Genomic DNA, 14,304 nt, shown 5'->3' on the forward strand with positions numbered 1-14,304 from the left:
AGTTTGTTCTTTATTTAAAAAGGAGATGGTGAATGCCATTTCCTTTTTTTGTTAGCTAAGTTATCTTTGCGATATGTTCTATCAACAATCTAACTTTCCAAGCCATCTTAGCAAAGAGGCCCCATGTGCGGATTTATACAACGTATTACTGACTCACCAGACGTTATAGCGCTACTTGAAGAAGTCGGGCTTACACAAACCATTCCACTTTTCATCAACGAATCTTCTACAAGCAATGTCATTAACTTTTATCCTGCATTTGGAAAAGCACCTGAACGACAAATTACGAATTTGATTGTTTCTGGTGATAGCACCATAGATGCGACATGGTGGTTTGATGCTAAGCCCGTAGGCGATAAGTTAGAAGTTGGGAATAGAACAACATTCAATGCCCGTAACTTAGATAGCCCTTACTGGGGAAAGTTTATTCGAGAACGACGCGCGATAGTCGTAGCGACGGCAGTAGGGGAGTCAAATCCAATTGGAAAAGGTAAAGCACATTATCTAATGAAGCCCACCAGCGGAGCATTGCTTATTGGCGCGGTATACCGGCGGTTTAGTAACGGATTATATTCTTGTGCAGTGGTGACGCGTCCGCCAATAGATGGCTTTAGTCAGTATCACGAGAAATCCATTCCATGCTTTCTTCCTCACGATAGTCACGCTATTAATGCATGGCTAACCGCTGACAAACAAGGCTCATTAAATAATGAGGTAGAGTATATTTTGAATACCCCTCGTATTTATACCGACCTTGAAGTTACGCGAGTAAAGACGTTTAAGAGTGCCGAGGCAATGGGTGAAGTTAATATGTTAAAGGCTGACTAAAACTTTTTAATCAAATCGCGCATACAAATAAAATAAAGGCGGCCTTAATCACAGCCGCCTCTAATCTTAGATTTACAGGAAAACGTTTTATTTAAGGTAGGAAAGTAAGGTTTCCTCGTCCGCGCCTAAAACATTCTTTTTCACCTCTTTATCGACAACGTCCGAACATTGAGATGACATTCCGCCTCGCAATTTTCCAAGAAACCCCGGCCCGCTAATAATATCTATTGAGCCTAGCGCACCTCGTTTACGCTCACCATCCAGCCACTCTGCGATGTCGCTGGCAAATCGTTCATCTTCGAGTTCTGCGGCATTTTTTCGGTTCATGCTATCAACGCCCGGCACTTGCGAAGCGGGAGCCGATTGTCTACCGGGTTTATCCGTATAAATATCTTGGTCACTCGCGCCGCTAAACTCATTGTGCCATTTCTTTACTTCAACAAGCGCACTTCCGTGGTTGGTATAGGTGTAAGCTGTGGCGTCGTCGTGGTTAGCCACAATTACGTAGTGTTTCTGAACTGTCATACAGCCTCCTATGTCCTTTTATGTAAAACATTCACGTTTATGGTGTTTTCTAATGGCAAGTATGAAAAATGTGCCTAAAACCCGAAATAAAACGCTAATGTAAAAGGGGTGTTGCAATATCAACACCAAAGCTAAGAAAAATAACAACGGGGTGGCGCTTGTGATAGCTACTTTGAATCAGTCTTCAAACCGTGCAAAGAGCTCTGGTCGAATAATAATTATGACGAAGCAAATTAATGCCTAATCTATAAGGTTAGTATAAATTATTAAATCGTAATGTATTGTTTCTTAGAAATAATATTGAATGAAGGGGGGGCGCAGTCTACATTAATTGCTACAAGAATTAAGAAATAAGGACTTTTCAATGAAACAAATCGGAATATTAGCGGCGTGTCTATTCTTACCCGTAATAGCGAATGCTACGACTATGATTGAACCCGGGCAGCCGAACTCCTTTAAAAGCCCTGAAACGACTTCTTTTGCCTCACTTTCACAATCATCATCTAGAACATCAGCCGCATGCTATGTTGTCTCTCAATACTACAATGGAGTAAAGGGGCAAAAAGTAGTTAGCAATCAAATTGAAAGCAGTATTATAGAACACGTTAACGGTAAAAATTTGGATCTTAATGATTTAGGTAAAGGTGAGGAATTGACTGGTCTAGAGATTGAAATCGATGGGCATTCAGTAGACCTTAATGTTTATCGTGATTTAAGTGAAGAGTCTAGCATTGCTATTGTTGGTGACGCTGAAGATAGCTTAGTTTTTAGACTTGGTTTTTTATCGGAACTCTCTACAAATCATAAATATAATTTAAATTCGGTAACACTAAGCCTAGAGAGAGGAACGTCTAAAATTGATGGGATGACCCATGCTCTAGCATTTATAAATGGTAAAATAGATGAATTAACTAATACCATTACTGACGACGAGCAGTGCCGAAGAGAACTTGCTAAAAACCAGGCAAAAAACCAATATTGGGGGGCTTATGTCGGTCCTGGTCTAGACTCTTCAAATATTTTAGAGCCCCTTTCTCCAGGTATTTGCAAAAGAACAGTGAGTATGCGTACTTGCTATGCGAGTATGGGCCAGACTCCTTGTACAGAGACAGTGTACTCTTTTCCGGAACGGTGCGATTGACGGAAGACAGAACTAATGTATGCCTGGCCTTTTCAACACCAGCTTTATAAGCACTTAGCAGGTTTGGGCAACCCAGCCAGTTTGGTGGCTTGCTTAGCCGGGCCTTTTTTAAAGAGTCGCTGCAGGTAGCGGCTATTACCTTTTTCTGGCCCAAACTTATTGGCCATGGCTTTCACCAAAGCACGAATTGCTGGGCTGGTTTCGTATTCTTCATAGAATGCGCGCACAAAACGCACCACTTCCCAATGCGCCTCGGTTAGCTCAATGTTCTCTTCTTGCGCCAGTAGCTCAACCATACCTTCGTCCCAAAGGGTATAGTCAAGTAAATACCCGGCTTTGTCAGTAGGGATCGCTTGACCTTTATAATTGAAGCTATAGGTTTCTTGTGTCATGAAAGGGGTATCCAGTGCTGATTTTTCGCTGATATTGCAGCAAGTTCTTTGTAGGAAATTGGGTTAAAATGTTCAGGCAGATTTGCGCCCCTAGTAGCCGCATCTGTACTCAAGAACGACAAGCTTAGCGTTGACTTGTCTTTTACCGTGCCTTTTGTCGTACTCTCTAGCGTGCTTTTTAACGTATTGGCCAACTGCTCAAAAAACGCGGTGTTTAACGTAGGGGCATAAACGCCATCACCAACGAATACTACATATGCAGAGGTCGCTTGCTGAAAGGTGGCTTCAATAAGCTGTTTGTATTCAGTGCTCAAATTTGGCGTTGAAATAGTAATAAGCATTAGAATGTCACCACATGATCTACGCTTCGGATAAGCGCGACTTTTTCTTCTGGGGTTATCCACTCACAGTCTAACTCATCAACTAAGCTGGTATTAGCAAGAACCTGGTCAATGTCGTAGGTATCTGCACTCACTTTACACACAAAGCATTCTTCTATATCGAAAAATGGCATGCTAGCTAAACGTTTGGTGTGATTTTTCAGCTCTTTGGTAGACGCTGCCTTAACAAGCTGCAATACACCTTGGTTTTCAAAAAGCACTTTAACATCGTGCCCATAGTTTGTTGCAGCAAGCGCAAAATCTAAACCATCTTGGCTTTTTGCATTGGAAAAAGGGCTTTGCGTAAACCTAATAAGTAAATGCGCCATTAGAATTGTACCAGCCTGTTGCAATCATGGAGCGCAGCGAAGAACTCGCCTAAGCCAGCTTGCTCGAAAGGCGCGGTTAAGTTGGCCTGAGACAAACCATTTTCGTTCGCCTCTACCTCACTCACAATGCCTCGCTTAACGGCAGCGGTAATGCATACGAGTAACTTTACTTTGTGTTCAGTTGCCAGAGTCTTCCAGCTATCTAGTGCGTAGAGTTCGTCGCCCGTCTTTAGCATTAAGTTATTAGTGTGGTGTACACCTTCGCTATAAAAGAAAACGTTGTTTATTACATCACCATTATCAATAACACCTTGCGCAAAGGCGAGGGCGCGCAACGCTGTATCGCCTTGAAACGGTGATGATGTGATAAGTACTGAATATTCTGCCATACAAATAAAAACACCCCGGTTAAGGGGTGTTTATCTTTTCAACCTTTAACGCTAAATTAATCGTCGCCGCCAAACGCACCTAGAAGGTGAAGGATAGACGTGAACAAGTTGTATATGTTCAAGTATAGCGAAACTGTTGCACGAATGTAGTTTGTTTCACCACCGTGGATGATACGACTTGTATCAAACAAAATGAAACCAGACATAATAAACACAATCGCTGCACTAATCGCTAAGCTTACCGCAGGCACTGCGAAGAAGATGTTCGCAATAGCGGCTACAAGCACTACAACTAAACCAACAACCAAGAAGCCGCCCATAAACGAGAAGTCTTTCTTTGTAGTAAGGGCATAGCCAGATAGCGCAAAGAACACAAGGGCTGTCGCACCTAGTGCTTCCATGATTAGGCCGGGACCTGCTACACCTAGGTAGAAATTAAGCGTGTAACCTAAAGACGCGCCCATTAAACCGGTGAAAGCAAACACCCAGTAGATGCCAGATGCAGAATCTGCTTTTTTCTGGACTACAAAAAGAGTAATAAATGCGCCGATAGTCATAACAAGAGACATCATAGGAGAAATGCCTACCGCCATTGCTATACCAGCACAAACCGCACTAAACGCTAGTGTCATCGCAAGCAGCATATAGGTGTTGCGTAGAACCTTGTTCGTCTGCAATACCGATGGTTGAGATGCACTTGAATACATCGAACGTTGATCCATTGTTTCCTCCAATAGGACTTATGATATGACCAAAATGGTACACAATTATTTAGTGTATGTTGTATGGGTTTTAGTTCCCATTTTCAAGTAGTTTCAGATGAAAATGGTGTCAGGTGAATATAAAAACATCTTTTATACGTGCTAAACAACGTATTTGGTTGAAATCTGGGCACTTAACCAAATTTTTTAATTTTTCGCTTTACAGTCATAAAAATATCATTAAGATACGCAGCACTTCAGGAGAGTTGGCAGAGCCCGGTTTAATGCACCTGACTTGAAATCAGACGTGGGGTCAAACCCACCGGGGGTTCGAATCCCTCACTCTCCGCCATATTAGGAAAACCCGCACATTGTTGCGGGTTTTTTTATGCCTGTTTACCACGTTAAACTTTCGTATAAGACCACAGTCGCATTGTTACATTCCATTCACATGTTTAGGCTTGCGTTTTCTTCGCGCAATCTAAAGGTGTTATGTGTCACAAGAAAGTTCTTCTTATCAAAATCTTCACAAACCAAGTAGTAGCTTTGAATCACGAGACGACTATTTAAATCACGAATTACAAATACTTTCTCCTAAACGCTGGCGGTTAAACCTGCCCGGTAAAGACTACCGCGTTGAATGGGAAGACTTTGTACCCGGGATGGCTGCAACCATAGGTAAAATAGTTATGGTTGCCGCTGTAGTTGGTGCATTTGCAGCGCCACTTGGGTTATCCCCTGAGTTTGTTATTGAAAACGTACGCTTCGAGTTACTTATCGCCGCCGTATTGTTCGTTGTTTTGATTTCAGGTTTTCTTAACCCGTCTGCTAATTTGGCGGGAACCCATGGTCCGCTTTTGCCACTGGTGCCTCTTATCGTTGCTTCTGGTGGTCACCCCATGGCACTCGGGCTGCTTATCGGTTTGTTTGGTTTCATATTAGGCATAACCAAGGGCGGTAGCATACTGGCAAAGCTTACCAGTAACGGTGTTTGCGGTGGGTTATTGTTATATTTGGGCTTTATAGGTATTACAGGTCAGGTTAAGAAGCTATTTGCTTGGGCAGAGAGTTTCGATATGGCCTATCTAGCTTTTGTAGTGATCATCGCCACTATTCTTATGTACGCATGGCTAGAGCATATTAAAAAGCGCTGGTTGGCTATTCCGCTTGGTGCGGTAATGGCAGCAGTAATAGCTTTTGCTTTCGGTGCGCCGTTTGAGTTTACGACATCGCCCGGTATGCCTAATTTAAACCCTGCTTATTGGTGGGGCGAAGACACTGGTTGGAAACTAGGCTTACCAGACTGGTCGCACTTCATTGCGGTGTTGCCTTTTGCTGTACTTGCTGTGTCGATGTGGTCGCCGGACTTTTTGGGGCATCAGGTGTTTCAAAAGCTCAGTTACCCGAAGAAAAGTGAAAAGGCTCACATGAACATCGATGACACCATGATTGCTGCTTCAAGCCGTCAGGCGGTAGGAAGCTTATTAGGTGGGGGTAACATCTCATCATCGTGGGGAACCTATATTATCCCAGCATCTATTGCGCGCAGACCAATTCCAGGTGGTGCATTAGTTACCGGTCTATTATGTGTTGTCGCCGCGCTATGGGGTTACCCTATGGACTTAGCTATTTGGCCTCCAGTACTCTGTGTTGCTTTGATTGTTGGCGTGTTTCTTCCGTTAATGGAAGCGGGTATGCAAATGACGCGAGAAGGTAAAACAACGCAATCTGCGGCACTGGTCGTTATTTCATCTGTACTAGTTAACCCTGTATTTGGGTGGTCTTTTACTATGCTATTAGATAATTTAGGTGTAGTTGGGTGTAAAGACAGAGCTGGCGATTTAGGTAAAGCAGGCCGCTGGGTAATTCCTGGTATTACTTTCTTGGTGCTGTGTACGGTTATGGCATTAATCGGTATGTTCCCTGGTGTACCAGCAATAATGGAAAGCTTTAGAATGTAGTGTTGAAAGTATACGGCGTGGGAACTTTCTTCCACGCCGTTTGATGTCCTTCGTAACTCTCTCTTGCCTCTTCTGTTGTCTTTATCCCTTGCGTGCTAGGTAACTTAACCCTAAGGATGCTTGCAGGGTTACGCGTACCTTTTTTTTAGTTTACGCTCTATTCGTCCCAGTGGGGTGTATCTCCAAAGTAGTTTGACAAGAAGTCGATGAAAACCCTGAGTTTATTAGAGATAAGCTTTCTGTGCGGGTAAACGGCGTACAACGAAATTGCTTGCGGTACGAATTCATTTAGTATGGAAACGAGCTCACCGTTTTTAAGCGCTTCACCAACAATAAATGTAGGTTGAAGTACGTATCCTTCACCTTGTTTAGCAACATTAGCTAGCACTTCTCCATTATTAGCAGTTAGTTTAGGCATCACTTTCTGGGCGTTTGCCTTTAACGCTGTAATCAGCATTGACTTATCGTTTTCATAATTCACGTAAGAATATTCAAGATAGTGCTCCGGCTTTAATTCGTTGGGGTGTAGTGGCGTACCGTATTTTTTCAGATAGGCAGGAGAAGCGCATAAAGCAAGTTTAATAGTTGTTATCTTTTTGGCCACCAGCGTTGAGTTGGCAAGGTGGCCAGCACGTATTGCGATATCAAACCCTTCGTCTATCACATCAATTTTTCGGTCATTAAGCTGCAAGTTTATCGATACGTTAGGGTGTGCTTGTTGAAACGCGCTGAGAGCGTCGGCTAAGTGCAGTGTTGAAAAGGTAACTGGAGCACTGACATATAAAACTCCCTTAGCTTGTGTACTTAGCAAACCTAGCTGACTTTCCATGTCGCTTACACTTTCAAGGATATGATTAGCATGTTGCAAGCATTGTTGGCCCGCCTCGGTTAAATGGATTTTTCTTGTAGTGCGGTTAAATAAGCGTGCATCAAGCTGCTTTTCTAACTCTGCAATGTATTTACTTACCAGTTGGTTTGACGTGTCGAGCTTTTCTGCAGCTTTAGTGAAGCTGCCCTCGTTTGCAACAACGGTAAAGGTCTTCAACAGAGATAATTTGTCCACTTTTAACCCGTATTATTTAATTAACAACATTGTGTTGGTAATAATTCAATAATTGCCATCTTTATTCAATAGCTGTTGGTAACTATTCTAAGCACATACGGTTAGCGCAGTCGCTACTAAGAGATTGTACAAGCAGCGCGCTCTAATTTTTAAGTTAAGACATTTTCGAACATGAGACTTTTCGTCACCAAAGGTTTTAAGGATATGGCAATGAATAAACAATTTTTGAAAAGCATTTTTACATCTAACAACAGTGTTTCTAGCTTAGTTTTACGCGTTCCGGTTGGCATTATTTTGAGTGCTCACGGTGCGCAAAAGCTTTTCGCATGGTTCGGCGGATATGGCTTGGAAGGTACCGGGCAGTGGATGGAAAGCATAGGCTTAGCACCTGGTTTTTTAATGGCACTACTAGCTGGAAGCGCAGAGTTTTTCGGTGGTCTAGCACTTATAGTTGGGTTGCTTACTCGTCCTGCTGCTTTGGTGAGCGCCTTTACTATGGTGATTGCTATTTTTAGCGTGCATGCACCTAATGGGTTATTTATGAGCAACAACGGTTACGAATTTGCTCTTGCGCTTCTAGCTGCAACGACTGCATTGACTATTCAAGGTGGCGGAAAATTATCTATCGATACCCTTATTAGCAATAAGCTGAATAAGTAGAACAACCGAACTAGGATATTGAAGCCAGCTTGTTATAGCTGGCTTTCTGATAAGCCAAGTCCTTAATTGCAGTTAACAATGAGCGATGCTATGCAACAGCGACCCCAGTCAGATATTCACCCCACAGCGCGGATCACAACAGCCTATATCTCTCATGGAGGTGGCCCGCTTCCGCTTCTTGAAATGCTTTCAAAAGGTGAGGAGGATGCACCAGCTTATCACGCGGAAATGATTAACGTGTTGAAAGGATTATCAATAGAACTTCCAAAGCCAGATTTAATTATCGTGATAAGTGCCCACTGGGAAGAAGCAGAAGTCTGTGTGACCACACACCCGCGCCCATCATTAATTTATGATTATTATGGCTTTCCACCAGCAGCGTACTCTATTAAATACCCTGCCGAAGGAGAAAAAGGTTTTGCGTCGTCAATAGTTACAAATCTGAAAGAGCAGGGTATAACGGCGCGGGGTGATAATGAGCGAGGTTTCGATCACGGTATGTTTATCCCATTGAGTATAATGTATCCCAAGGCTGATGTACCCTGTATTCAAGTGTCGATAACGTCTGATTTATATGCCACCAAACATATTGAATTAGGGAAAGCGCTGAGAAAAGCAGTCGAAACTGCTACGACGGCTAATTCATCGCAAAAACACATTCTGATTTTAGGCTCGGGTTCTTCTTTTCATAATATGCAGGTCTTTTTTGACAAAGCCAGCGATACAATGCAAAAAGCCACCCGATTTAATAATTGGCTACAAACAACAATGCAAAGCAAGGCATACAGTGAAAATGAGCGCAGAGCTAGATTAGTCGATTGGGCCGAAGCCCCAGACGCACGATATGCCCATCCCAGAGAAGAGCACCTGTTACCACTGCATGTTTGCTACGGAGCAAATTTCAAAGCAGCTGACAAAGCCATTTCTTTAACACTGCTTAGTAAACCAGCAAGTATGTTTGTTTGGCACTACTAATTTCACGTTAGCAGCTATTTTATTGGGTTTCGCATTACGAAATGTAGTATGAAATACAGCCATGCTGAGCGTTCTTTTACCAATTATTAAGCACTTTGTTTATCAATTGTTCGCTTAGGCCGGAATCTTACAATTAGTGCTTTACAGGCCCTCAGAAATCATTAAGATACGCACCACTTAAGGAGAGTTGGCAGAGCCCGGTTTAATGCACCTGACTTGAAATCAGACGTGGGGTCAAACCCACCGGGGGTTCGAATCCCTCACTCTCCGCCACATTACGAAAACCCGCACATTGCTGCGGGTTTTTTTATGGGCTAAATTTACTCGCTTTAATACACGGCTATAGCCAAGAACTGAACCTACGCATAACAACACTCTTCAAAGGTAAGCAAACACTGTTATTATGGACATCATGATCTATCGATGTGCATAGAGAACTAGTGGGAGTTTTTAAGCAATAACTTCAATAGCTTTAAAAAACTTCTTAGCATGCTCTACATTCATTTATACTAGGTTAATGCTGCAAGTGTTTCGAAATAATGAGAACGCGGAGCATCATATATAAAGATGGTTATTATTCTTGCGAAAAGGTGAATATTTCACCAGTTGATTGATTTAATTGAAATTAATGCTTTACAGGGCGACGTAAATCATTAAGATAAGCACCACTTCAGGAGAGTTGGCAGAGCCCGGTTTAATGCACCTGACTTGAAATCAGACGTGGGGTCAAACCCACCGGGGGTTCGAATCCCTCACTCTCCGCCATATTAGGAAAACCCGCACATTGTTGCGGGTTTTTTTATGGGTGAAATATTTTCTGATCTCATCCTGTCTGTATCTTGTAATTACAAAACATTTCATAAAAACCAAGTTATGTCGCGCTTTATTCACAGAAGCTTGATATATATAAAAAGGTTTACAATCAACTGAAATCATTACGGCATATAAAAGCGGTGCACGTGTATCGCTGGTCCTACGCAGTTGGTAGTAATAACAAGAATTCAAGAGGACATTATGCAGGCAATGCCCACACTTAATCTTTGGGAAGGCACGGTTGAACAAAAAAGACAGGAAATAAAGGCGTATTTCCTCGACTCATTCAACACATATGAATCACTTTTCTCTTGCCTAGTGAATGATGAGGTCTTTAACGAGCGACCTGAAAAGCTGCGTCATCCGTTAATTTTTTATTTCGGCCATACCGCCACATTTTTTATCAATAAGCTAGTGCTTTCAAAGGCTATCAACGAGCGGATTAACCCTAAGTTTGAATCGCTCTTTGCTATTGGTGTTGATGAGATGAGTTGGGATGACCTCAACGATGAAAACTACGATTGGCCGCAGGTTGAAGAGGTGCGTCAATATCGAAATCAAGTTCGCACCTTGGTATGCGACCTTATAGATACCATACCGTTTAGCATGCCTATCGACTGGGACAGCCCAATGTGGCCTTTAGTGATGGGAATAGAACACGAACGCATTCATTTAGAAACCTCGTCGGTACTTATTAGGCAATTACCTATTTCGTCTGTGCGACCTAGTTCAGAATGGCCTGTTTGCCCTACAATGCTCACTAAGCCTGAAGAACTTGATCATAACGCATTAATTACGGTTCCAGCGCAAACGGTAAGAAATAACAAAACTTGGGATAATTCCTATTACGGCTGGGACAATGAATATGGAACTCAGCAAGAATCTGTAAGCGAGTTTAGTGCATCTAAGTTTCTGGTAAGCAATGGTGAGTATTTAGCTTTCGTTAAAGACGGCGGTTATCACAATGCGAAGTACTGGGAAGCTGAAGGCAATAAATGGCGAGAATATACCCAAGCCCAGCACCCTGTGTTTTGGGTTAAAAAAGGCGATGACTATGCCTATCGCAGTATGCTTGAAGAACACTCACTTCCTTTAGATTGGCCGGTAGACGTTAATTATCACGAAGCAAAAGCCTTTTGTAATTACTTAAGTGAGAAGAACGGCGCGCTTATTCGCCTGCCTACTGAGAATGAATGGCAAGCGCTACGCGAGCATGCTGGTGTAACACAAGCCGTATATGCTGATGGTTTCAACATTGCTTTACAAAAATATGCTTCGAGTGAGCCAGTTGATGTTAATCAGTCTGGCGAGTTTTTCGATGTAGTAGGGAATGTATGGCAGTGGACTGAAACGCCAATCTATCCGTTTGAAGGGTTTAAAGTGCATCCACTGTACGACGACTTCACTACGCCAACGTATGATAATAAGCATAACCTCATTAAAGGCGGTAGCTGGGTATCTACAGGCAACGAGGCAATGAAAGACAGTCGCTACGCATTTAGGCGTCATTTCTTTCAGCATGCCGGGTTCAGATATGTTCAAGGAAAGCGAGTTATAGCAGTGAACGATTTTGATTACGAAAGCGATACGCAAGTGTCGCAATACAGCGAGTTTCACTATGGCGACGAATACTATGGTGTGCCTAATTTCGCCAAAGCCAGTGCTCAGTTTTGTATAGACAATATGCAGGGGCGTCAGCACAGCAAAGCATTAGACTTAGGCTGTGCAGTGGGCCGTTCAACATTTGAACTTGCTAAGCACTTCGACCATGTTGATGGCATTGATTTTTCTGCTCGCTTCATAAAAACCGCATTTGATATGCAAGAGCGTGGAGAGATCCGCTATAACCTAATAGAAGAAGGTGAACTAACGTCATTTAAGGCAAGAAAACTTTCTGCTTTAGGTTTAGAAGAGAGTGCCGAAAAGGTCGCTTTTGCTCAGGGCGATGCGTGTAACTTAAAGCCTCAGTATACGGGCTACGACCTTATCTTTATGGGGAATTTAATCGATAGGGTCTATAGCCCTAAAAAAGTTCTGGCTGATATGGCAAAACGTTTAAACAAAGGCGGTTTGCTTATAGTTGCCAGCCCCTTTACTTGGCTGGAGGAATACACGGAGAGAAGCGAGTGGCTAGGGGGCTATAAAGATGAAAACGGTGAAACACTGAGCTCTACGCAAGCACTAGAAGATGCGCTAGGTAGCGGCTTTAAGCGCGTCGGCAAGCCCACAGAACTTCCGTTTGTCATTCGAGAAACCAAACGCAAATATCAGCACACGCTTTCCGAGTTCAACGTATTTGAAAAGGTAAGTGATTAAAGGCTAGATAGAAGACGCTTATGCCATGCTTTGGGCCTCGTTTTGGGGCCGCGCTTTGGGTTATAACACTAGACAAAGCGTGGCTTGATATCTGAAGTTGCTTATTATTTAAATAAATACCTGATTAAATAATGTTTGAGAACACATTGTGCTTGTTACAGTGCCAAGAGGCTCCGTAGCTCGAGTCAACATGGCAACACAACAGAACAAAATTAGTAGAGCAAGCAAAACGGCAAAATACTGCTTAGAATCATAAGTAGAGAGTAAGTAGAAATTAAGTAGAGAGTAAGTCGAGGGTGTACGAAGAGCAAAATCAACTCCCAGTGTTCAGTGCATTTGAGCATGAGTTTATGCCTCACAAAGATGTGTGGCAGGCCCCAGCTCATCTAAAACGCGATCAAACTCGGCTTAAGTATTCAGCAATATTGCGTAGCTTTTATAGCAAGGTTTCTCAACAAACATCGGCCATAGATCCTCAGCAAGAGCCTATTGCTATGTGGATAGCTGATATGGATATACCGCCTTGTGATGACATTATAAGTGCAGTTACAAAAAACCTTCGTTCAACATATGGATATCAGTCTCTTGATATTGGTGAGGCAGTGGCTAAACGTTTTGAGCGCAGTTCACCGAAATACAGCCGTTTTAATGTTAACAGCACTGATGTAGTTGATGTGGCCAGTATTATTGGCGCAATAGACGTAGCGCTTCGAACATTTTGTAAAGCTGGACAAAAGGTGATGGTGTTAACACCTACCTATTCACCCATAACCGAAACGGTGAAAAACAACAATTTAGAACCTGTATATATACCGGTAGGGCAGCCAGTCTGTACCATTAAAGAAAAATATACGGATGTAGCTTGGTCACACTCTAGTAATCATCAGGGTATTGATGATTCCTTTAACGGCATAGACCTTAACGCTTTAGACAAATCTGCAGTAGCATTTGTTATCTGTCATCCCAACAACCCTACTGGCACAGTATTAAGCGCTTCAGCACAGCGTAAAATCGTGGATTTTTGCGCATACCACAATATTTTGTTGATCACTGACGAAGTACACAGTGAATTTGCCTTTAACTCACATAACGAGCCGACTCTTATCCCTATCTTTGGCAGTGAACTTGATTGCGAAGATGCAAATGAAGCTGAAATAAGTGAGCAAAATAAAACAATAGGTAAAAACATTAGGCACACACCGCGAATTATCCACCTCAATAGTGCCTCTAAAGCCTTCAACTTAGCCAGTATTCCCGGCGCGTCGTATGCGATTATAAAAGACAAAAAGATAAGGGAAAGATTTGCCCAGGCCATCAATGAACGACACCTTAATGCAACTAACTTAGGAAAAGTTGCATTAATTGCCGCCTACGTGAATGGCAGCACCTGGCTAGACGCGGTTAAAGGTGCGTTAGCCTTTAATAGAAAGCTAGTTGTTCGCTTCTTCAAGCACTACGGCATCAACGTAAGCTATACTATGGGAAGCGCTGGCTACTTTCTCTGGCTAGATCTCGCCTCATTTCCCTCGAAGATCTCACAACCCATGGCTTCTGTGGCGACGGTAAAAGATTCGGTGGGAAAGGAGTCTGATCAGATTCTTCGTTATTCACCTGTTGCAAACGTAGAACAGTGCCTAGAGCGGGGCGTAGTAGGTAACGACGGAGCCCCCTGTGGCGCGCCGAATCATATAAGGCTTAATTTGGCCTGCCATCCTGCGGTTATAGAGACCGCACTGCAGCGTTTGTGCTTCACGTGGTAACTGTTCGCTACCGTTTAGTTTGAATTACACGCCAATAAGTTTCTAATCGACCTTTTGCATGACCGATGACA

At 42.9% G+C, this 14,304-nt stretch carries 14 protein-coding genes and 3 tRNA genes; 10 read left to right on the top strand and 7 right to left on the bottom strand.

From position 1 onward, the window contains the following. The first annotated feature begins 123 nt into the window (after nt 1-123). Nucleotides 124-828 (top strand): SOS response-associated peptidase family protein, encoded by a 705-nt coding sequence (locus ACXACS_RS11275; RefSeq protein WP_474806615.1) that lies wholly within the window; start codon nt 124-126, stop codon nt 826-828. 87 nt (nt 829-915) lie between these two features. Here ACXACS_RS11275 and ACXACS_RS11280 read toward each other — a convergent pair whose 3' ends face one another. Next, nucleotides 916-1,353, bottom strand: a complete 438-nt coding sequence (locus ACXACS_RS11280; RefSeq protein ID WP_474806617.1) for a host attachment protein — start codon at nt 1,351-1,353, stop codon at nt 916-918. 364 nt (nt 1,354-1,717) lie between these two features. On the opposite strand from ACXACS_RS11280, the gene ACXACS_RS11285 reads away from it, so the two are divergent. Continuing rightward, entirely contained in the window at nt 1,718-2,494 is a 777-nt protein-coding gene (locus tag ACXACS_RS11285; RefSeq protein ID WP_474806619.1) for a hypothetical protein, read from the top strand. Nucleotides 2,495-2,538: 44 nt separating this feature from the next. Here the strand turns inward: ACXACS_RS11285 and ACXACS_RS11290 are convergent, their stop codons facing one another. The 5 genes from ACXACS_RS11290 to ACXACS_RS11310 are packed head-to-tail and all read right to left on the bottom strand — an operon-like array spanning nt 2,539 to nt 4,706. Continuing rightward, nucleotides 2,539-2,886: a TusE/DsrC/DsvC family sulfur relay protein gene (locus ACXACS_RS11290; protein ID WP_370135783.1), complete on the bottom strand. Its 348-nt coding sequence runs from the start codon at nt 2,884-2,886 to the stop codon at nt 2,539-2,541. After that, complete coding sequence (locus ACXACS_RS11295) at nt 2,883-3,227, bottom strand: hypothetical protein (RefSeq protein WP_474806621.1); 345 nt, start codon at nt 3,225-3,227, stop codon at nt 2,883-2,885. The genes ACXACS_RS11290 and ACXACS_RS11295 overlap by 4 nt, the downstream gene beginning before the upstream one ends. Beyond that, entirely contained in the window at nt 3,227-3,595 is a 369-nt protein-coding gene (locus ACXACS_RS11300) for a DsrE family protein (protein ID WP_474806623.1), read from the bottom strand. Before ACXACS_RS11300 ends, ACXACS_RS11295 begins: the two co-directional genes overlap by 1 nt. Then, nucleotides 3,595-3,984, bottom strand: a complete 390-nt coding sequence (gene tusD / locus ACXACS_RS11305) for a sulfurtransferase complex subunit TusD (RefSeq protein ID WP_474806625.1) — start codon at nt 3,982-3,984, stop codon at nt 3,595-3,597. The genes ACXACS_RS11300 and tusD overlap by 1 nt, the downstream gene beginning before the upstream one ends. A 56-nt stretch (nt 3,985-4,040) precedes the next feature. After that, the gene (locus ACXACS_RS11310) at nt 4,041-4,706 is read right to left on the bottom strand and encodes a Bax inhibitor-1/YccA family protein (protein WP_014949619.1); all 666 of its coding nucleotides are present in this window, start codon (nt 4,704-4,706) and stop codon (nt 4,041-4,043) included. A 239-nt stretch (nt 4,707-4,945) separates the two neighbouring features. On the opposite strand from ACXACS_RS11310, the gene ACXACS_RS11315 reads away from it, so the two are divergent. Both ACXACS_RS11315 and ACXACS_RS11320 read left to right on the top strand, forming a co-directional pair. After that, nucleotides 4,946-5,037: transfer RNA gene (locus tag ACXACS_RS11315), tRNA-Ser, on the top strand. A 142-nt stretch (nt 5,038-5,179) separates the two neighbouring features. Then, nucleotides 5,180-6,646 carry a DUF3360 family protein gene (locus ACXACS_RS11320; protein WP_474806627.1) on the top strand — a complete coding sequence of 489 codons (1,467 nt, stop codon included), beginning with the start codon at nt 5,180-5,182 and terminating at the stop codon, nt 6,644-6,646. 157 nt (nt 6,647-6,803) lie between these two features. Here the strand turns inward: ACXACS_RS11320 and ACXACS_RS11325 are convergent, their stop codons facing one another. Next, a complete protein-coding gene (locus ACXACS_RS11325) occupies nt 6,804-7,709 on the bottom strand; it encodes a LysR family transcriptional regulator (RefSeq protein ID WP_474806629.1) in 906 nt (301 codons plus the stop codon). A gap of 210 nt (nt 7,710-7,919) precedes the next feature. On the opposite strand from ACXACS_RS11325, the gene ACXACS_RS11330 reads away from it, so the two are divergent. From ACXACS_RS11330 to ACXACS_RS11355, 6 genes are all read left to right on the top strand, one after another. After that, a complete protein-coding gene (locus ACXACS_RS11330; protein WP_474806631.1) occupies nt 7,920-8,369 on the top strand; it encodes a DoxX family protein in 450 nt (149 codons plus the stop codon). A 90-nt stretch (nt 8,370-8,459) separates the two neighbouring features. After that, nucleotides 8,460-9,344 (top strand): DODA-type extradiol aromatic ring-opening family dioxygenase, encoded by an 885-nt coding sequence (locus ACXACS_RS11335; protein ID WP_474806633.1) that lies wholly within the window; start codon nt 8,460-8,462, stop codon nt 9,342-9,344. Between the two features lie 181 nt (nt 9,345-9,525). Next, a tRNA-Ser gene (locus tag ACXACS_RS11340) sits at nt 9,526-9,617 on the top strand. Nucleotides 9,618-10,017: 400 nt separating this feature from the next. Beyond that, a tRNA-Ser gene (locus ACXACS_RS11345) sits at nt 10,018-10,109 on the top strand. Between the two features lie 249 nt (nt 10,110-10,358). Continuing rightward, the gene (gene ovoA, locus ACXACS_RS11350) at nt 10,359-12,473 is read left to right on the top strand and encodes a 5-histidylcysteine sulfoxide synthase (RefSeq protein ID WP_474806635.1); all 2,115 of its coding nucleotides are present in this window, start codon (nt 10,359-10,361) and stop codon (nt 12,471-12,473) included. Nucleotides 12,474-12,823: 350 nt separating this feature from the next. Next, on the top strand, nt 12,824-14,233 hold the full coding sequence (locus tag ACXACS_RS11355) for an aminotransferase class I/II-fold pyridoxal phosphate-dependent enzyme (protein ID WP_474806637.1): 1,410 nt from the start codon (nt 12,824-12,826) through the stop codon (nt 14,231-14,233). Nucleotides 14,234-14,304: the final 71 nt, after the last annotated feature.

The sequence above is a fragment of the Alteromonas sp. AWM4_230 genome (genome assembly GCF_056158305.1).

Excerpts from the sequence above, each read along its gene's own strand:
- ACXACS_RS11275 (WP_474806615.1), top strand. The coding sequence starts at position 124 with ATGTGCGGATTTATACAACGTATTACTGACTCACCAGACGTTATAGCG.
- ACXACS_RS11280 (WP_474806617.1), bottom strand. The coding sequence starts at position 1,353 with ATGACAGTTCAGAAACACTACGTAATTGTGGCTAACCACGACGACGCC.
- ACXACS_RS11285 (WP_474806619.1), top strand. The coding sequence starts at position 1,718 with ATGAAACAAATCGGAATATTAGCGGCGTGTCTATTCTTACCCGTAATA.
- ACXACS_RS11290 (WP_370135783.1), bottom strand. The coding sequence starts at position 2,886 with ATGACACAAGAAACCTATAGCTTCAATTATAAAGGTCAAGCGATCCCT.
- ACXACS_RS11295 (WP_474806621.1), bottom strand. The coding sequence starts at position 3,227 with ATGCTTATTACTATTTCAACGCCAAATTTGAGCACTGAATACAAACAG.
- ACXACS_RS11300 (WP_474806623.1), bottom strand. The coding sequence starts at position 3,595 with ATGGCGCATTTACTTATTAGGTTTACGCAAAGCCCTTTTTCCAATGCA.
- tusD (WP_474806625.1), bottom strand. The coding sequence starts at position 3,984 with ATGGCAGAATATTCAGTACTTATCACATCATCACCGTTTCAAGGCGAT.
- ACXACS_RS11310 (WP_014949619.1), bottom strand. The coding sequence starts at position 4,706 with ATGGATCAACGTTCGATGTATTCAAGTGCATCTCAACCATCGGTATTG.
- ACXACS_RS11330 (WP_474806631.1), top strand. The coding sequence starts at position 7,920 with ATGAATAAACAATTTTTGAAAAGCATTTTTACATCTAACAACAGTGTT.
- ACXACS_RS11335 (WP_474806633.1), top strand. The coding sequence starts at position 8,460 with ATGCAACAGCGACCCCAGTCAGATATTCACCCCACAGCGCGGATCACA.
- ovoA (WP_474806635.1), top strand. The coding sequence starts at position 10,359 with ATGCAGGCAATGCCCACACTTAATCTTTGGGAAGGCACGGTTGAACAA.
- ACXACS_RS11355 (WP_474806637.1), top strand. The coding sequence starts at position 12,824 with ATGCCTCACAAAGATGTGTGGCAGGCCCCAGCTCATCTAAAACGCGAT.